This window comes from Bartonella sp. AU16XJBT (assembly GCF_028618665.1).
GTDB lineage: Bacteria > Pseudomonadota > Alphaproteobacteria > Rhizobiales > Rhizobiaceae > Bartonella.
On the sequence record NZ_JAQITF010000004.1, the window covers coordinates 103,412 to 122,719 of the forward strand.

A 19,308-nucleotide genomic window follows, 5' to 3' on the forward strand; every position below is an offset into this window, starting at 1 on the left:
GATACAACCTTTTCGTCGTCATACATGTATGGGTGTTTTTCATCCTTTTACCTTAAAAAATAACACTTAAAAAGAAACTTGACTCTTAAAAGTTAAAGTTTCATCCTATCTTATTTGTGATGAGCGTAACGACTTTTTTTATGTGACTTAGGGGCTTTGTGACGTGTGGGAGTCCATTTATGAAATACCAAGCTGTTGTTGATCATAATAGGCAGCCTTTTCGTCGTGATACACGCATTGATGTTTTTCGTTCTTTAGCCTTATTGACGATTTTCATCAACCATATTCCCGGGACTCTCTATGAGCATATAACCCATAAAAATTTTGGTTTTTCCGATTCTGCAGAGATTTTTGTTTTGCTTTCAGGAATTTCGCTGGGGTTAAGTTTTCATGGGCGGTTACAGCAGAAGCCTTTTACTTTTATTATCCGAAAATATTGGCAGAGAGCTTTTCAGCTCTATGGGGCGTATCTTTTGACCACTTTTGTCACATTCAGCCTGTTTTTAGGGGCTTTTTTCTTATGGCAAACAGAAAAGCTGTTATCAATGAACAATGTGGGGCTCTTTTTTACAGAGCCTGTTATCGCATTTTTAAGCACTTTAAGCTTGGGGCATCAATTAGGCTATAATAATATTCTGCCGCTTTATATCGTTTTGATGTTTTTTGCGCCTTTTATCCTTTATTTGAGTTGTAAACAGACAAAGTGGCTGCTTTGGGGTTCGTTTATACTCTATCTTACTTGCGGATTTTATAAAATTGCTCCCCCTTCTTATCCTATAGAGGGAAAATGGTTTTTGAATCCTCTTTCTTGGCAGTTCTTATTTGTTATAGGCTTGACCAGCACTTTAGCACTCAAACAAGGTAAAACAATCGCTTTTCAGTCTTTTTGGCTGGTTTGTGCGGCAGCGTATCTCTTGTTGGCGCTGTTATGGGTGCGCTTAAATTGGTGGGGCGTTTTGGGAGGGCTCGGTTGGTCTTGTGCGTTGATCAACTTTAATAAAACCTTTTTAAGCTTGCCACGTTTGCTCCATGTTCTTGCATTATCCTTTCTCATTCTATGCTTACCGCGTGTCAATAAATGGTTTTATGTTTCAGAGCAACATCCTTTAGCAATCTTAGGAAAACATAGTTTACCGGTCTTTGTAACGGGAACCATTTTTGCGATGTTTGGACAAATTGTAAAAACAGTGATGACAGGAACGTTTTTTTCCGATAGCCTCTTAATGATAACGGGGATTGCGCTGCAATTTGGAGTGGCTTATTATTGTGAAAAACGGCGGTCTTTGCAGGGGGCCTTTTCAAGGAAACTGATCCGTTTATAAGAAAAACGCTCCCATGGGGTTTGTTTGGTGGCGTTAACCTTAGTATAAAAAGCGCATTGCGCAAAAAATTTAAAAGAGGTAGTCAATTTTAAAAAAAAGCATTCTATACAGCAACACAAAGAAACTTTTTATTACTCTGTTCGTTGAGTGGTGTGGTTTTGTGCTGATACTTGGAGTATAAAAGCGTGAGTGTACATAAATGTCCCTATGATGAACCTATTATCATGATTGAGCATAATGCTTTTGAAAATGCTTTTAATCGTCTCTATGAAGAAACAATGGCGCTGATTGAAAAAACCGCAGCGTATATTGATTCAGAAGGGAAATTAGTAGCACGTTCCCTTTCGGCAGAAATTTCTGCAATCTATGCAAAAGAGGCGATGTATTTAAGTACACGACTTATGCAAATTGCCTCTCAACTCCTTCTTCTTCGGGCAGAGCGTGAAGGGGAAATGTCACCAGAACAAATAAAAAAAGAAATCGTAAAAGTCTCCCTTCAAACACCAACCTTAGAACTTGAAACCCCTTATTGGAACGACCTACCAGAAATTTTCCGCCAATTTGTTGCTCATTCACTGCGTTTGGAAGCACGCATCAAGTATATGCGCGCAGGATGGGAGACGGCTGCTTCCTGTACTTTAGAAGATGAAAATCCAGTGGGAAAACAAATCGAATTGCTGAAAACAGCCTTTGGGCGTTCTTAGAGCATATTTCCTTGGGTTTTAGCCTATTCGCTTCGTTTGAGAGGCGCTATGTTTTTTGTTTAGGATATGCGGCTGTTGTTTATGTGCTTTGAAAAGTAAGAGGCGGCTCGTATCTTGGGTGATGAAAATCCAGTGGGAAAACAAATCGAATTGCTGAAAACAGCCTTTGGGCGTTTAGGGATATTTTCTTGGCTTTTTTTTGTGATATTTTGAGCGGTATATTCGTTGTCGTGACTAAAATTAATCTGGAGAGTTTTTTCTGTTTAGCTTCTCTTTGAGTGTGGAAAAATATCTTGAGTTTATGACAAAGAGGGGGCATTGATTTCGAATTATGGTGTGGAGTATGGGCTGTGGTCGGCTTCAGTTTATTGTTGCTGGAACGCTTTCTTTTGATATTGTGTGATTTTATTTTAGCTATGAGAATGATCAGGCTATGCCGGATATTAGCCAAGCTCTTGGACATCGATTATCCTATTCTATCGTAAAATACTCTCGTTTAAGGCAGAGATATAAGGCACATAGCTGTGATGTATTCAGTATTTAAAATTACAGTACGTATGTGTTGAGAGCAGGGCTTATCCTTAGTGCTTATGAAGGGGGGCACATAAGTGGTCAACAGTAAGAAGCTATCGAGAGTCGTTGTTTTTTATAAGATAACGCTGGTAGGAATCTTCGTCCTTTGAGAGGTGGGGAGGAGGGAAAGCTCTATAATTTATTCCTCATAAAATTGCTGGAAAATGTGTGTTATAATAAACACCCCAAACGGAATATATTTGTGTTGCTAATCTGCGCGCTTGCTTTAAAGAAATATCTCTGAAGGCGCGTCACACCTCCCTTTCGTGACGGTCGTCCGTGAATGGCATAACGGTAAATTCCTCCATGAAATGTATAAAATTTCCCATAAAGTGTCTAAAAGCTATTGTGCTCTTCTATTTTTACGCTTCATAAAAGAGTAAAGCCCCATCATTCATTTTGCTAACCTCTCATGTTGTGACAGAGCTTTATATTTGAGATGGTTCATAAGAAGCATGCCCTCTTGTAAAGTTCCATGCCACATGGCTCTTCCGCTTATGATGTGCAAGGGAATGGTTTTGATAGATACAACATAAAAATAGGTTGGGAATGAGAGAAACTTTCGATATTTGGGGCTGTCATTCAACATAAAGAATGCTAGGGTATTCTTGTCAATCAATGCGTTTTCTCATGATCATGATGCATTGTTTTCATTTTTGGGGTTTTCGTTTTTGAGTTCTCTCAGTTTTAATAGGAGGGGCTCTCTTCACGGAAAATAAAACATCTAAAATCACAAAATAAATTGTCTTAAAAAGCTCTACGGGGGATTATGGGGGGCTTTATGGGCCCCGTGTTGCTCATGCAATACTCTCCCTATAATGCTCTTGTGTTGTGAGGGGTATGTAAAAAATACCTCGCAATGTTTGTTCACGTCCATATCATGGGGAGTATAATGTAAAAAGATCCCGTGAAGTCTATACCGTTCATAGAGGAGCATCTTTACATTTATATATCCAAAGACAACCCCTCTCTTTGTTTGCTTGTGGTGGTTTAATCGTTATGACATTGAAGATCAGATAGAAGGGAGTGAGTATATCGAAGGGGAATTTTTATGGGTTCCTTTTGCTTTCTTGTAAGGTGAGAATGGTTTTGTTTGATGGCATTTGTGTCTCATAAAGTTGCTGTTTGTTCGTGTGTTATACTGTATAAATTCATAACATATGCCCTTCTTTTTACTGGTTTTGCCCTTTGCTGCTGCTTTCTTTGCGGCTTTAAGCCTTTATTCAAAAGGGGGAAACGTGTATAAACTAGCGCTTATGGCAGAGACGATTCGTATTATAGGCATTGATCCCGGACTACGGTATACTGGATGGGGCGTTATCGATCTTGCGGGCAATCGTCTTCAGTTTGTCGCTGCAGGGACGGTTTCTTCTGATGTACAGTGTGATCTGGCTTCTAGACTCTATCAGATCCATAAAGGTCTTTCAGAGGTTGTGCATCAATTTATGCCCCATGAAGCGGCGGTGGAACATGTGTTTGTCAACAAAGATGCTACAGCAACGCTAAAACTTGGGCAGGCGCGTGCGATTGCACTGCTGGTTCCTGCGCAAGCAAATCTTCCTGTTTTTGAATATGCACCCAACAAAGTGAAAAAATCGGTTATTGGTGTCGGGCATGGTGCTAAAGAACAAATTCATATGATGGTAAAGGTTCTCCTCCCACGGGCTGAATTTGATAGCAATGATGCGGCGGATGCCCTTGCTCTTGCTCTTTGTCATAGCATGCATCGTAAGAGAATTGATCAATCTTATCAGGCAAGGGTGGCGATATGATTGGAAAGTTAAAGGGCACGCTTGAACATATCTTTGAAGATTATATCGTTCTTGATGTTCATGGTGTGGGGTATGTCGTTTTTATCTCAAATCGGTTGCGTCCTTCTTTGCCTTCTGTTGGGGAGACTTTAAGTCTCTTTATTGAAACGCATGTTCGCGAAGAGGCAATCCGCCTTTTTGGTTTTGCGACAAGAGCTGAACAGGAGTGGTTTTGTATGCTCCAAAATGTTCCAGGCGTAGGAGCAAAGGTTGCTTTAGCAATCTTGGGGACTTTATCGCCAGATGAACTTGCACAAGCTATTGCCCTAAACGATGTGGCGATGATTAGTCGCGCGCCGGGCGTTGGTAAAAAAGTCAGTGAAAGAATTGTGAGTGAGTTGAAAAGTAAAACACTCCCCTTTGAACAAGCGGTCAAGACTGTTTCGATTCCTCAGCGCGAGATAACTCATCAACCAGCCCATGATGCGCTTTCCGCATTGATGAAGCTAGGCTTTGAACGGGAGCAAGCCGCCCGTGCTCTTGCTCTTGCGATGAACGCTCTTGAGGGGGAGTCTGTGTCTTCTGCCCTGCTGATCCGCCATAGTCTCAAATTGCTTTCTTCTCCTACTTAAATAAAAGGTAACAATGCATAAAGATGAAGATCAACGCCTTCTGGGTCCCGCACCTCTTCCCAACGATCCGGATCGTTCCTTAAGACCACAAGTTCTTGATGACTTTATTGGTCAAGAGGCGGCACGGGCGAATTTAAAAATATTTATTGAAGCCGCAAAAAGGCGGCAAGAAGCGTTGGATCATGTTTTGTTTGTAGGACCACCAGGACTGGGAAAAACAACGCTCTCACAGATTATGGCAAAAGAATTAGGTGTTAATTTTCGCTCTACTTCAGGTCCGGTCATTGCTAAAGCAGGAGATTTGGCTGCTCTCTTGACCAATCTTGAAGAACGCGATGTCTTGTTTATTGATGAAATTCATCGCTTAAATCCGGCGATTGAAGAAATTCTTTATCCAGCGATGGAAGATTATCAACTCGATTTGATCATTGGAGAAGGTCCGGCTGCACGCTCGGTTAAAATTGATCTGGCTAAATTTACTTTGGTGGCGGCAACCACACGGTTGGGGCTTTTGACAACACCGCTGAGAGACCGTTTTGGCATCCCCATTCGTCTTAATTTTTATACGATAGAAGAATTAGAATATATTGTGCAGCGTAATGCGCGGCTTTTTGCTGTCAAGATCAGTGATGATGGTGCGCATGAAATTGCACGCCGAGCACGGGGAACCCCGCGCATTGCCGGACGGCTTTTACGGCGCGTTTGTGATTTTGCTTTGGTGAAACAAGCAAAACAAATTGATCAAAAAATCGCTGACGAAGCGCTTTCACGCCTTGAGGTGGATCATCTGGGGCTTGATCCACTGGATCGTCGTTATTTACTCCTGATTGCACAAACTTTTTTAGGGGGACCGGTGGGAATTGAAACCATTGCTGCTGCTTTATCAGAACCACGCGATGCTATTGAAGATATTGTTGAGCCCTATCTTCTCCAACAAGGCTTTATTCAGAGAACGGCTCGTGGTCGTATTCTCACTGAAAAGGCTTGGAGCCATTTAGGACTTTCTGCGCCTGCTTCAACATCTATACAAAAGCGTACTCAACTTTCTGATGCTCAAGATAATGCATCATTTCAGACAACTTTATGGGATGGGGAAGATGACTGAGGCATTTTTTTAAAAAAATTGTGCAGATAGTTTATCGCAAACGCTTATAAGGATCAGAGGTGTTCTGCTTGTCCGTGTGTTTTGGCTGAAAAGATTTGGAACGATAAAGGATTTTGTGCTTTGGCTTTTCACAACTTCAACACAAAAATGTGTTGAATCTTTTGATTGATAAACAATTTTCTATCTTAAATAACTTTATGGGACATGAAGTCAATGACAAAAGTAATGCCTTTCAAGAGCAATCATACAAATGCTTTTCATAATTTTCAGGTGCGTGTTTATGTGGCTGATACAGATTTTTCTGGTGTGGTTTATCATGCGCGTTATCTGGAATTTTTTGAACGGGGACGTTCAGAGTTTTTACGGGATACCGGTTTTAATAATAAGATGTTAGCAGCAGGGGTTGAAGGGGAAAAACTGTTTTTTGTTGTGCGCCATATGGAAATTAGTTTTTTGCGACCAGCCAAAATTGATAATCTTTTAGTCGTTAAAACACGTGTTGATCATATCCAAGGAGCACGCTTTTTTATGGAACAATCTATTGTGTATGAGGAGATCACGCTGGTAACAGCGAAAGTTGAAATTGCTCTGATTAATGAGGATGCAAAACCACGACGTTTACCCAAAGAGCTTTTTGCAAAAATGCTGAGTTAAAAGGGTTGTGCATTGAAGATACAACAGTTTTATTTATAAAGATAATATAACGTTATTCAGCTTGAATGAAAACTTTGCGTGTCGTAAAATTTTCTCATTTCAAATCTTTTCCCTATTGAAATAATGAAAACTATCCGCTTACATTTTCATAAGAGAGTAATGTATAAGCACTTGAAAAATCTGTAAAAATTTAAATAGATACTCTTCAATGTTATAATGGCTCAATATTGCAAGTGAGCGAAGAGAGTGAATGGGGCGGTTTTCATGAAGGAGAAAGAGTGAAAAGGCTTTTTTCACGTTAGGGAGGCTTTGAAGTTATCCCATGGTGCCAGAGACATAATGCGCATTGAAAGGGGCTACAGCACAATGAGATTATAGGAGACTGATACGAGATTATAGGAGATTTACCTGGGGAGGCATTAAATGAGCGACATTGGGTGAGGCATTTTATGGTGGTTTATTTTTGGTTTTTTTTGTGTATACTTGGGGTGTAACCTTATTAAACTTAAGGAAAAATGAGAGAAACAATAGCCTAAGGTAATGCATCATCTTTCATGATGCCCCCTATTGATTGATCATGATCATTCATTGCGTTGTCATTTTCACAGAAGGCTTGTAAGATTTTCTCTTTTCAAGCTCTTTTGTGAATTCATCAAAATCATTTTCTGATCTGTTACATTTTTTTCTTGTCACAGACGGGGTTGGTGCATGAGGGGAAACGAGGATTGAGAAAGGCATAAAATTGCCTTTTATAAAGCTTTTCAAGAGCCAAGACTTATTGCAACATTTTGAGCTTGGAACGCCACATGATGGTTTAGCGTTCTTTTCATACACGTAAAGATGGGGACGCATAGCAGATTTGATATCATGCTTTATATTATTTATGGACGGGGAGGGGTTTATGTCGTTGGGAAATAGGGGTGAGGTGTATTGAGGGATGCTTCTCGTGATCACTTTTTAAAGAAATTTAAGAAACAGGTCTTGTTTTAGCGCATGGATTTATGTGACACTAAAGTTTTTTACTTAAATTTAGAAACTATAAAACAATCTGTTTTATAAAATTTTAAGGAATGCACCTTTCATTTAGAGGGACAAGAATTATGCCGCATGTAGAACTAACGAATCCGGAAACAATGGGAATGTTGCATTTGTTTATGCAAGCGAGTCTCGTCGTTAAAGTTATTATGGTTTTGTTACTGCTTGCTTCCGTCTGGAGTTGGGCCATTATTTTTGATAAAATTTTTACCTATCGGAGAATACGGCGTGAAATAAAGCAATTTGAACGTACATTTTGGTCAGGCAAAGCACTAGAAGATCTTTATGCATCATGTAAAAGTCAACGTACCAATAGCATATCTGCCGTTTTTATGGCGGCAATGGTTGAATGGAAAAAATCTCTTGAAAAAGGAACCCATACTTCAACAAGTTTGCAGAGCAGAATTGATAAGGCGATGGATCTAACACTGGGACGTGAAAGTGAAAAAATAGAATCAAAGTTGAGTTTTCTTGCGACACTGGGATCTGCGGGACCCTTTATCGGTCTTTTTGGAACAGTGATTGGGATTATGGAGTCTTTTCTTTCTATTTCAGCTTCTCAAAATACGTCTCTTGCCATTGTCGCGCCAGGGATTGCAGAAGCACTTTTGGCAACGGCGATTGGTTTGTTTGCAGCAATTCCAGCTGTTATTGCCTATAATAAGTTAACCCATGAAAGTGCACGCATCATTGCACAAATAGAAAATTTTGCTGATGAGTTTTCAACAATTGTCTCGCGGCGTATTGATGAAACACGCACAGCACCTTCGCCTTTATAAAAAGGAGCTTATAGCCATGGGAATTTCTGTTGCTTCTTCTTCTCGAAAAAATACACGTAGGCGGCATCATTCACGAAGCCAACTGATGAGTGAGATCAATGTTACCCCTTTTGTGGATGTGATGCTGGTGTTGCTCATTATTTTTATGGTCTCAGCTCCTCTTTTGGTGAACGGTGTTCCTTTGGATTTGCCACGCAGTCAAGCGGGGCTAGTCCGTGCGCAAAAAACGCCCCTTACGGTTTCACTTGACGCGCAAGGGCGCTTTGCCATTCATCAAGATTATTATGAAACATCACAAGCGTTGATTGCACAGCTTAAAGCTCTTCTGGAAGCAGACGCAACACAAAAAGATCAACGGATTTTTGTGCGAGTTGCTAAAACTGTTGAATATCAACAAGTCTTAAAACTGCTTGCAGATATTCAAAAGGCAGGTTTTTCTCAAGTGGCACTAGCAAGTCTCGCACAATAAATAACAAACAATAAAATTGCCTATAACTAATTGTTTTTGAAATGTTTTAAAAGAGAACAGCGTGATTAAAAGTGAAAAATACAAGGTATCAATTAAGGCATAAAGAATGAACAAAGACTCCTATCATAGCATGAAACGAGGCTTGGCGTTATCCCTTGTGGTCCATGTTATTTTTCTCAGTTGGGGCGTTGTTCAGTTTATGAACTCTGTTTCTTTACCACAACCATTGGAAGCAATTCCCATTACTCTTGCGCCTTTGATGGAAGAGTTTTCCTCTCAACAAGGCTCCGTGAAAGCGCCACTCCATGCAATTCCTGCTGTTAAACCAACCACTAAACCCCAAGAGAAAGAAGATGCACGCCATATTGGAGAGGGAGAACGAGATAGTCTGGCACCTTTTCAACCAAAGGAAAAGCCGCGCTCCGTTGAGACAACACCGTTGCTGCCAAGCAATCCGTCAGAAATATCCAAACTTATAGAACCAGAATTATTAGAAGCAAAAACAGAAGAGATTTCAAAAGTGCTAGAAGATGTGCAGAAGGTTGCGCCTGAGATGCCTTTGAAAGCAGTGGAAGATGCGCAGAAGGTTGCGCCTGAGATGCCTTTGAAAGCAGTGGAGGATACGCAGAAGGTTGCGCCTGAGGTGCCTTTGAAAGCAGTGGAAGATACGCAGAAGGTTGCGCCTGAGGTGCCTTTGAAAGCAGTGGAGGATACGCAGAAGGTTGCGCCTGAGGTGCCTTTGAAAGCAGTGGAAGATACGCAGAAGGTTGCGCCTGAGGTGCCTTTGAAAGCAGTGGAAGATACGCAGAAGGTTGCGCCTGAGGTGCCTTTGGAAGCACCAGAAGATGCGCAGAAGATTGCGCCTGAGGTGCCTTTAAAAGCACCAGAAGATGCCTCCAAGCTTATCCTTAAGCCTGCTTACAAAAGTGAAGAGATGATATCGCTAAAAGAATTGGCTCCAACGGTACAAAAGGTCCCAGCAGAGCCGGTTGTACAGCAAGCGCCCAAAATTGCACTTCCAGAAAAACCTCTTCTTCCGCAGTTTAAACCAAAATTTGACGAAGAATTTCCAATAAAGAAAGAGGGGGCATTCAATCAAAAGGCGCCAAAGCTTAACAAGAAAAATCAAGAGAAACAGACTATCGAAGATATTTTAGCCATGGAAGAAAATAATTTGCTCAATCGTGCGCGCTCACAAGGAGGGGGAGCAAAACGTTCCCATACACCAGAAGCTTTAGGTGCACGAAAAAATATCAATGATACCACAAAAATGGCACAAACATTGGTCAATATCGCGGGGGGATGTATTCAACAGAAGCTTAAACTTGTGGCGCTTGGTGGCGATTTAAAAAACCGTCCCGTTGTGCGCTTGCGATTTTACTTAGACCGTGAAGGGATGGTTGTGGGTGATCCTATCATTGATCCCATAAGCGGTCTTGAGAGTCAACAAGCGATTATGATCAGGCAGGTGTATACGGCTGTCTTTTCATGTCAACCTTATGCAGATCTTCCCCGTGAGCAATATGACCTGTGGGGGCAGGGGTTTGACTTTAATGTTGATCCCCTCCAAGAAATAAGATGATAAATGAGAAAAATCGCTTAACGAAAGGACACATTCCATGATGACTATAATGAGACATAAAGTTTTTACGTGGTTTATAGTCACTTGTGGTTTGTGGCTTTCAAGTCTTTCATCAGTTTATGCGCAGTTGAAAGGCACGATTTCAAGCGCTGATTTTAACCCTATTCCCATTGCAATTACAGATTTTATTTCCAATGATTCGATTGGATCTAAAATAACGGCTGTGGTGACAGCCGATCTTGAACGGTCGGGGCTTTTTTTACCGCTTGACAAGGAAAATTTTTTTGAAAAAATTTCTAATCCGAATAAACAACCGCATTTTTCTTCGTGGCAGAAAATAAAAGCGCAGGGTTTGGTGACGGGGCAAGTCATGAGAGAAATCGACGGACGTTTGAGGGTTGATTTCCGTTTATGGGATGTTTTTGGACAGCGACAATTGAAAGGACGGCGTTTTTATACCGCGACAGAACGTTGGCGGCGTGTGGCTCATATGATCGCAGATGAGATCTACAGTGAGATGACAGGAGAAAGTGGTTATTTTGATACAAGAATTGTTTTTATTGATGAAACAGGCCCTCAAAATGCACGCATTAAACGCTTAGCAATGATGGATCAAGATGGCGCAAATTTGATTTATATGTCTGATGGAAGTGAATTGGTGCTTACACCGCGTTTTTCACCTAAAAGACAAGAAATGACCTATATGGCTTATGAGGACAATCAAGTGCCTCATGTTTATCTCCAACAACTTGAAATGGGACAAAGGGAGTTGATTGGAACGTTTCATAACATGACAATTGCTCCGCGTTTTTCTTCTGATGGACAAAAGGTCATCATGAGTTTGTTGCAAAATGACGGCAGTGCAAATCTTTACACCATGGATTTACGGACCCGTACAATGACGCGCCTTACAACAACTTCTGCTATTGATACCTCTGCTTCTTATTCACCGGATGGAAAACAAATCGTCTTTTCTTCAGATCGTAGCGGAAAGCCACAAATTTATAAAATGAATGCGGATGGCAGTGATATTCAGCGTATTTCTTCAAACGAGGGGAGTTATTCGACACCTATTTGGTCGCCACGGGGGGATTATATCGCTTTTACAAAACAATCAGGTGGACAATTTTCTATCGGTGTTATGCGCCCGGATGGACAAGGAGAACGAATTTTAACCACAGGGTTTCACAATGAAGGACCGACTTGGGCTCCCAATGGTCGTGTACTGATGTTCTTTCGCAAAAATCCCGGTATGGGACCCAAAATCTATACCATTGATATTACGGGACACAATGAACGCCAACTCCCCACACCCAATGATGCTTCTGATCCCGCATGGTCGCCATTGCTCAACGTACAGTAAAAAATGCTTGATAAAAATACAAAAACATAGAGGGAATATAGTCTTATCAGAAAGAGGACCGCGACCGGTTGCAGAAAAAAGAAATCATTGCGAGAAAGCAGACGTGCTTTTTTTAATTTCTAATGCCTCTATTGATAAAGGCACACGAAATTCTGTTGGAGCATCACGCCGTCCTTTCATATTTTCAGCAGGAATTATCCATATATCCCTATCAATCTGTTCTTTACATATATGACGCAAGGGATTTGCACGAACGCCTGTAAGAATAAGCAGATGCAAAGCCAATAGTGTTAGGGGGTGATGCTTCGCACAGTGTTTTATAAAAAGCCGGAACATCTCTCCCATCCAGTGCGGGTCTATTAGGAGTTTTGTGATGTTGTTTGCCTAACAAAGCTTGTGCTTTTTCTGCTGCTGTAGATCAACATCTAAACCTAACGCAGCCGCATGTTTGAAACACATATTAAGGCGCTTGAAAGCTCTATAAGCAACTCCAGATCTTGTATGCCAGATAGGGGCGAGGGTATTGTGTATCTCTGTTTGGGTAATCTCTGAAACGGGGAGGCAACCTAATTTGGAAAGAATATGGAGTTTTAAAGGTGAAAACCAATTTCCAGCTTTGCCATCTTTTTTTAATTCAGCTTTACGGCTTTCAAAAGCACCCAAAGCAATATCTTATTCAAATAATGCAGATTACACATTGCTTCACGTTTTTGTTTATTGCGTTCTTTAATGGGGGAACACCCTTCACGTAAAACAGAGCGCCAACCAGTTGCATATTCACGCGCTTGTTTTAAAGAAACATCTCTTAAAGCGCACTCAAGTCCATTTCACGGCGGCGCCCGTGAAGGGTATAACGATAAATTCATCGAGTACCACCATCTTTAAGCTTGTGGAGAGGAAAGACGGCATCATCGTTATATTTGCCAGCCCCCAGTTTTACCAACAGCCCTACAGCCTTTGAGACGATTCATAAGGGAATTTTTTCTCCTTTAAGTTTTACGCCAAACGGGCTTTTTCTGCTTAAATAATGTGCAAGCGCATGACTTTGATTGATGCACCGCACACACAAATTTGGAATAAGAGAATTTGACGCTATTTAGAGGGTCTCATTCAAGTTCAATAACGCTAAACTCCCCTTATAAATCAATGTGATAAGTATTTAGGGGTTTCAGTTTCAAGTGAATCTCATGCGTGAGAAGAGGAATATGTCTAAGAGGATCTGATTTGTTTACAGACCAGATTGGGGTGACATCTTCATCATTTGAGGGTGGGGAGCAATCTTAAAGAATAAATAGAGAGGGGCTGTAGGGGTAATTCTTAGAATATATAAGAAAAGCTTGAGATCACAAAGTTTTTTATCATCAGAACTGTTTGAGCGTTCAAGGGTATTTGCTTTATGCTTTCTTTTTTTAATCCGCTTTTTTTTCTGCGATTGATTGTGGTTTTCTTGGCTTTACAAATGATTGACCCCGCTATTGACGCGGGGTTTTTATATTGTGGGAAAAAAGTGATAGATGCTTTTAGTCCCTCACTTGGTGAAGAGAGGGCCAATGATGGGAAATTATACGGACAGTTTTGCCAAAATCTCATCGCTGACATCAAAATTAGCATAAACATTTTGCACATCATCATCTTCTTCTAATGTTGAAATCAGTCGTAAAACGGACAAAGCTTTTTCTTCATCGATTGGAGCAAGGGTGGTGGCTTTCCAAATCGTTTTAATCGATTCTGCTTCACCAAGTTTTGCTTCAAGTGTTTTTGAAACTTCACCAATATCTTCAAATGCACAAGTAATATGATGCCCGCTTTCTTCTGATTGTACATCTTCGGCACCCGCTTCAATGGCAGCATCCATGATGTTATCTGCTGTTCCTGCTTCTGACTTATAAATGATTTCCCCAATCCGATTAAACATGAAACTTACAGACCCGGTTTCCCCTAACGCTCCTCCTGATTTGGTGAAGGCCGCGCGCACGTTTGAAGCAGTGCGGTTACGGTTGTCTGTTAAAGCTTCAACAATGACGGCAACACCGCCTGGTCCATAGCCTTCATAGCGCACTTCATCATAATTTTCGACATCGGAGCCTGAAGCTTTTTTAATCGCGCGTTCAATATTATCTTTCGGCATTGATTGTGCTTTGGCATTTTGGACAGCCAGCCTTAAACGTGGATTCATGGCTGGATCAGGAGCACCTTGTTTTGCTGCTACGGTAATTTCGCGTGCAAGCTTAGAAAATATTTTTGAGCGCACCGCATCTTGACGCCCTTTACGATGCATAATATTTTTAAATTGTGAATGGCCTGCCATAGTTTTCCTTCCTATTTGAGGGCTGTCCTTCCAGTTGGATGCTTTGTTAGAATTTAAGGCGATAAAACATGCATCCAACCAGAACAAATATGCCACAGCATGAGGTGAAATAATCGAATAAATCCTTTATAAGAAAATTCATCTTAAAGGTAAAGAGACCTTCGTTGAGGATCATTCCAAGAGAGATCTCTTGTCGTTGAGCAAAAATCACGCTATAACAGAATATAATCTCATGGCAAAATGGTTTATTCCATGTCTCGCTTTAATTATAAAAGTGGGTGGGAGAAAACGAACATATAATTAAGAAGTTCCAGTGCTCTTGAGTGGGCGGTAACCTGCCTCATAATAGAAGAGGCGCAGAAGAGGATTTATAAAAATGGCAACGCAACTTTTGATGCCCAAAGCGACAGCTGTTTGGTTGGTTGATAATACAGCTCTTTCTTTTGAGCAGATTGCAGAATTTTGTAAATTACATGTCTTGGAAGTAAAAGCTATTGCCGATGGAGAGGCAGCTTATGGTATTAAAGGTCTCGATCCGATTAGTTCTGGGCAGTTGACGCGCAGTGAAATTGCACGGGTAGAGGCGGATCAAAACGCACGTTTGAAAATCTCTCAATCGAGGGTGCACATTCCTGAAAAAAAACGTAAAGGGGCGCGCTATATCCCTCTTTCCCGACGTCAAGATCGTCCCAATGGTATTTTATGGTTGGTCACAAACCATCCCGAATTGAAAGATGCACAAATTGCACGGTTGATTGGGACAACAAAAGCAACGATTGAACAAATCCGCCTCAGAACCCATTGGAATAGTGCGAACTTGTCTCCTCTTGATCCTGTAGGACTTGGCTTGTGTTCGCAGATCGATTTAGATTTTGAACTCCAGCGTGCGGCAAAAGGCCGCCCTGTTGCTGCAGAAGAAGATCGATCGTTGCTTCCCGCCTCTGTGACGGAAAATGCTGCTCTAGAGGAAAATGAGAGTGAAGAAAATCCACACAAGACTTTTGATGCTGATAAAGTTTTTGCAAAATTGAACGCGCTGCAAAAAAATCGTCAAGAGCAAGAAGAGGCATAAACAACATGAAAGGGCAATATTTCTCATGGAGATGTTAAAGAAATAGATGGAGGGAAGAAAAATCGGCAGAGACTGAAAAATGATGACAAAAAAACAGAAAAATTTCTTCTTCATTAGGAATTAACGGTTATTCTTAAAAATATTTTTAAGAATGTGTCCTTCTTTACGCAATTCGAGGAGAAACAAATTATGCGCTCTACCAAAAATACCCTCTCTCATTCTTTAGCTATCCTGTTTTTTTTCTCACTGTGCTTGGGTGGGTGTGGTAAAAAAAATATCGGTGCATTTAATGGTATGAATGGCGCTTATATGAATGATGCTGCTTTGAATCAAGGACCAGGTTCAGGACAAGAGTTTACGGTTAATGTGGGGGATCGCGTGTTTTTTAGTCTCGACTCTTCTTCATTGGATGCGGATGCTGAACGCATTTTAACGCGTCAAGCAGAATGGTTGCTTCATTATCCTTATTATTCTATTATGATCGAAGGTCATGCTGATGAAAGGGGAACACGTGAATATAACTTGGCACTTGGACAGCGCCGTGCTGTTGCTGTGCGAGACTATTTGGTGTCTCTTGGTGTGTCTGCACAACGGATTCAAACAATTTCTTATGGAAAAGAAAGACCTGTAGCTGTATGTGATGATATTTCCTGTTGGAATCAAAATCGACGTGCTGTGACAACACTGAGTAACATGAACAGTCATTAAGAAAGCAAATGGTTGGTTTCAACCATTCAATGAACTCTTAAGGGGAGAAAAGGATGTATCGTAAAATCAATTGGAAAACACTCTTTTATATGGCAGGTTTCATAGCTTGTTCTACTTCATTTGCTGAAAGTGCGGCACGAAACGCTTCTGAATATCCAGCACATGATACGGATAAAGTTGGCGCTGCCGATAAAGCTTCCGATGTGGTGAAGAAAGCTTCTGAGGTTGCCGATAAAGCAGCTTCCGATGCGATGGAAAAGGCTTCTGACGCTGCTGATAAGGCTTCCGATGCGATGGAAAAGGCACCTGACGCTGCTGATAAGGCTTCCGATGCGGTGAAGAAAGCCACTGATGCGGCTAAAAAAGCAGCTTCCGATGCGATGGAAAAGGCACCTGACGCTGCCGATAAGGCTTCTGATGCCGTGAAGAAAGCTTCTGAGGCTGCTGATAAAGCAGCTTCCGATGCGATGGAAAAGGCACCTGACGCTGCCGATAAGGCTTCCGATGCGGTGAAGAAAATACCTGATGCGGCTAAAAAAGCAGCTTCCGATGCGATGGAAAAGGCACCTGACGCTGCTGATAAGGCTTCCGATGCGGTGAAGAAAGTACCTGATGCGGCTAATAAAGCTGCTTCCGATGTGGTGGAGAAAGCCACTGAGGCTGCTGATAAGGCTTCTGATGCGGTGAAGAAAGTACCTGATGCGGCTAAAAAAGCAGCTTCCGATGTGGTGGAGAAAGCCACTGAGGCTGCTGATAAGGCTTCTGATGCGGTGAAGAAAGTACCTGATGCGGCTAATAAAGCTGCTTCCGATGTGGTGGAGAAAGCCACTGAGGCTGCTGATAAGGCTTCTGATGCGGTGAAGAAAGTACCTGATGCGGCTAAAAAAGCAGCTTCCGATGTGGTAAAGAAAGCCACTGATACTGCTGATAAAGCCGCTTCCGATGCCGTGAAAAAAATCTCTGATGTTTCGGCGCACCAAGGGATTATTTTAGAGAATCAGCAGGCTTTATTTAAAGATTATGATTTAGATAAGCTTTTGCATAAGATACGGATGGTGCTTGAGCATAACAATCTAAAAAATGTTAACAAGCAATTTCACCGGCTTTTTGATAAAAAAGACTCTTCTGTTTATTCTTGTTCCGTTGAAAGTGCCGCGTTGGATGAGAAATCTCAGACTGAAAAAGAAGAGATGGTGCAGCAGCTGAGCGTGGATAACCAGACAAATGTTGCTGATGTGAAAGACCATGATGTGAAGGAAACTGAGGAGATTTTAAAAAAAGTGCATGACGTAAGTGCTCATATCGAAGCACATCAGAGTGACACTCTTTCTTCTTCCAAAGCTTTGTATAAGGAAGGGTATGATTTTATTCGTTCTGCCAACTATGTTGGTGCTGAAAAAAGCTTTTGCGCTTTTCAAAATCGTTACAAAAAAGATCCTTTGAGTGATGACGCTTTATTTTGGTTGGCTGAATCTTTGTTGGGACAAAAACGCTATCATGAAGCAGCACAAGTTTATCTGACCGCATGGTATGCAGATAAAAAGAAGCTCTATACCTCTGAGATTTTGCTGAAATTAGCAAGAAGTATGGTCGCTCTTGAGACAAATGAAGAGGATTGTGCTCTTTTTGCAAAAAACAAAAAACGTCATCAAATGTTAGAGTCTGTGTTTTGTAAACCCGCAAAATAAGTAGCGAGGTCATTTTCGGTGTGTGTTAGACTGGCAAGAAATCTCTTTAAAACATCGGATTTTATTCAGTGTCGACGAGTGATTCTTGCTGTCTCAGGGGGAAGTGATTCTTTAGCTTTGATGTTCTTGGTCAAAGAGTATTTCGAAACGCTCTTAGTCCCTCCGGAAATAATTGCTGTTACTGTTGATCACCAATTGCGTAAAGAATCAGCGCGTGAAGCAGAAACCGTTGCGGAGATTTGTCGTGCCCATCACATTAAGCATATCACTGTGCGGTGGGAAGGCAAAAAACCAAAGACACATATTGCTTCTAGCGCTCGTGTTGCACGCTATGATCTCTTGGTTCAGGAAGCGCAAAAACAAGGCGCAGCCCTTATTATGACGGGCCATACACTCAATGATCAGGTTGAAACCTATCAAATGCGCTCTCAACGTCTCCAAAAGAGTAGAAGTGTGTTGTGCGGTGAAGTTGATGCCATGCGTGATGGGTTGTCTGAGAGCGGTTTTGCCGGTGCGTTGCGTGGTGAAGCTGATGCCATGCGTGATGAAGATTATGTTAGAGAAACGAAAAAAAATATTACCGAAAAAAGCTATGGGGTTCTCTATGAGCGTGGTTTATCCTGTATTCCGCGTGAGGCATTGTTGCAGAGAAAAGTGCGTTTGATTCGGCCGCTTCTTGGTGTAAAACGTCAAACATTGCGGAATTATTTACGCTTACAAGGAAAAACATGGATTGATGATCCAACCAATGAAGACCGCAATTTTGAACGTGTACGTGTGCGCCAATCTCTTTCTTCCCAAAAGCTTGCTGATATTGCTCAAAAAATAAATGAAGCCGCATGGCAGCGTCGTCAACAAGCGCAAAATATTGCCGATTTAATCTTAGCTCTGGATATTACGGTTCAACATGGGCGTTGTTTCATCAAAAAGCCTGCACCATTTTTACAAAAACATTCCGGTTTTTCTTTCGTTGTCGGGCTTTTTGCGGTGTTGATGGGCGGGGGATTTTATTTGCTCCCCAATAAAAAATTGAGCATGCTTGTTCAAAAACTCTGTCTGAATTCTCCAGAAAAGCGGCGTTTTACTTATGCGGGCTGTGTTATTGAATATAACAAAGATGGCATTGCTTTGTGGCGTGAAGGGCGAAATATGAAAGAGGCTCTTGTGGAGCCAGAGGAAACTCTTCTATGGGATGCGCGCTATCACATTACCAATCATGGATCTGAGACTATAAAGGTTGGAGCAGCAAATTTAGAACAGCTGAAATTTTTATTGCAAAACAGTGATTTTGATCTTGAAAAGCCTCATTTCCCCTCGTTACAATCCTTGCCGATGATTTCAAATGATAAAGGGTGTGATATTCCCGAGTTGATTTCTCAAGCGATTATTCATAAAAATGTTATTATCAAGCGAATTATGGCGCCTTTCGATTGGCTTTCCTCACGCGAAGATGCTGTGCTGGTGAATGTTGTGGAACACTTTTTTAATCTTGAGGTGAAAAGATAAAGAAAAAATAACTCTAAAAGAGAATAAACCGTCTCTCATCCCTTGGCAAGGGGCTGA

General features: G+C 41.4%; 15 protein-coding genes and 1 pseudogene. 14 read left to right on the forward strand and 2 right to left on the reverse strand.

Features of this window, described 5'->3' with window-relative positions:
- The first annotated feature begins 179 nt into the window (after positions 1 to 179).
- The 10 genes from PVV66_RS03625 (at position 180) to tolB (ending at position 11,969) form a co-directional block, all read left to right on the forward strand.
- Positions 180 to 1,322, forward strand: coding sequence for an OpgC family protein (locus PVV66_RS03625; protein ID WP_273718765.1), 1,143 nt, complete (start codon positions 180 to 182; stop codon positions 1,320 to 1,322).
- A 185-nt stretch (positions 1,323 to 1,507) separates the two neighbouring features.
- A complete protein-coding gene (locus PVV66_RS03630; RefSeq protein WP_273718766.1) occupies positions 1,508 to 2,026 on the forward strand; it encodes a DUF1465 family protein in 519 nt (172 codons plus the stop codon).
- A 1,829-nt stretch (positions 2,027 to 3,855) separates the two neighbouring features.
- A complete protein-coding gene (gene ruvC, locus PVV66_RS03635; protein WP_273718793.1) occupies positions 3,856 to 4,371 on the forward strand; it encodes a crossover junction endodeoxyribonuclease RuvC in 516 nt (171 codons plus the stop codon).
- The gene (gene ruvA, locus PVV66_RS03640) at positions 4,368 to 4,982 is read left to right on the forward strand and encodes a Holliday junction branch migration protein RuvA (RefSeq protein ID WP_273718768.1); all 615 of its coding nucleotides are present in this window, start codon (positions 4,368 to 4,370) and stop codon (positions 4,980 to 4,982) included. Before ruvC ends, ruvA begins: the two co-directional genes overlap by 4 nt.
- Positions 4,983 to 4,995: 13 nt before the next feature.
- Positions 4,996 to 6,087: a Holliday junction branch migration DNA helicase RuvB gene (ruvB, locus tag PVV66_RS03645; RefSeq protein WP_273718769.1), complete on the forward strand. Its 1,092-nt coding sequence runs from the start codon at positions 4,996 to 4,998 to the stop codon at positions 6,085 to 6,087.
- A 213-nt stretch (positions 6,088 to 6,300) separates the two neighbouring features.
- The gene (gene ybgC / locus PVV66_RS03650; protein WP_273718770.1) at positions 6,301 to 6,741 is read left to right on the forward strand and encodes a tol-pal system-associated acyl-CoA thioesterase; all 441 of its coding nucleotides are present in this window, start codon (positions 6,301 to 6,303) and stop codon (positions 6,739 to 6,741) included.
- Positions 6,742 to 7,841: 1,100 nt separating this feature from the next.
- Entirely contained in the window at positions 7,842 to 8,555 is a 714-nt protein-coding gene (gene tolQ / locus PVV66_RS03655; RefSeq protein ID WP_273718773.1) for a protein TolQ, read from the forward strand.
- Between the two features lie 16 nt (positions 8,556 to 8,571).
- Positions 8,572 to 9,024, forward strand: coding sequence for a protein TolR (tolR, locus tag PVV66_RS03660; protein WP_273718775.1), 453 nt, complete (start codon positions 8,572 to 8,574; stop codon positions 9,022 to 9,024).
- Positions 9,025 to 9,130: 106 nt separating this feature from the next.
- Positions 9,131 to 10,606: a cell envelope integrity protein TolA gene (locus PVV66_RS03665; RefSeq protein WP_273718894.1), complete on the forward strand. Its 1,476-nt coding sequence runs from the start codon at positions 9,131 to 9,133 to the stop codon at positions 10,604 to 10,606.
- A 37-nt stretch (positions 10,607 to 10,643) separates the two neighbouring features.
- Positions 10,644 to 11,969, forward strand: a complete 1,326-nt coding sequence (gene tolB, locus PVV66_RS03670; protein WP_273718779.1) for a Tol-Pal system beta propeller repeat protein TolB — start codon at positions 10,644 to 10,646, stop codon at positions 11,967 to 11,969.
- Between the two features lie 47 nt (positions 11,970 to 12,016).
- On the opposite strand, the pseudogene PVV66_RS03675 reads toward tolB, so the two are convergent.
- Positions 12,017 to 12,940: pseudogene (locus PVV66_RS03675) on the reverse strand (tyrosine-type recombinase/integrase); the annotation flags it as partial.
- 590 nt (positions 12,941 to 13,530) lie between these two features.
- Positions 13,531 to 14,277, reverse strand: coding sequence for a YebC/PmpR family DNA-binding transcriptional regulator (locus PVV66_RS03680; RefSeq protein ID WP_273718781.1), 747 nt, complete (start codon positions 14,275 to 14,277; stop codon positions 13,531 to 13,533).
- Between the two features lie 376 nt (positions 14,278 to 14,653).
- Between PVV66_RS03680 and PVV66_RS03685 the strand changes: the two genes are divergently transcribed.
- From PVV66_RS03685 to tilS, 4 genes are all read left to right on the forward strand, one after another.
- Positions 14,654 to 15,349 carry a DUF1013 domain-containing protein gene (locus PVV66_RS03685; RefSeq protein ID WP_273718783.1) on the forward strand — a complete coding sequence of 232 codons (696 nt, stop codon included), beginning with the start codon at positions 14,654 to 14,656 and terminating at the stop codon, positions 15,347 to 15,349.
- 189 nt (positions 15,350 to 15,538) lie between these two features.
- Positions 15,539 to 16,057, forward strand: a complete 519-nt coding sequence (gene pal, locus PVV66_RS03690) for a peptidoglycan-associated lipoprotein Pal (RefSeq protein WP_273718784.1) — start codon at positions 15,539 to 15,541, stop codon at positions 16,055 to 16,057.
- A 53-nt stretch (positions 16,058 to 16,110) separates the two neighbouring features.
- Positions 16,111 to 17,745: a tol-pal system protein gene (locus PVV66_RS03695; RefSeq protein WP_273760951.1), complete on the forward strand. Its 1,635-nt coding sequence runs from the start codon at positions 16,111 to 16,113 to the stop codon at positions 17,743 to 17,745.
- An 18-nt stretch (positions 17,746 to 17,763) separates the two neighbouring features.
- Positions 17,764 to 19,251, forward strand: coding sequence for a tRNA lysidine(34) synthetase TilS (tilS, locus tag PVV66_RS03700; protein ID WP_273718896.1), 1,488 nt, complete (start codon positions 17,764 to 17,766; stop codon positions 19,249 to 19,251).
- Positions 19,252 to 19,308: the final 57 nt, after the last annotated feature.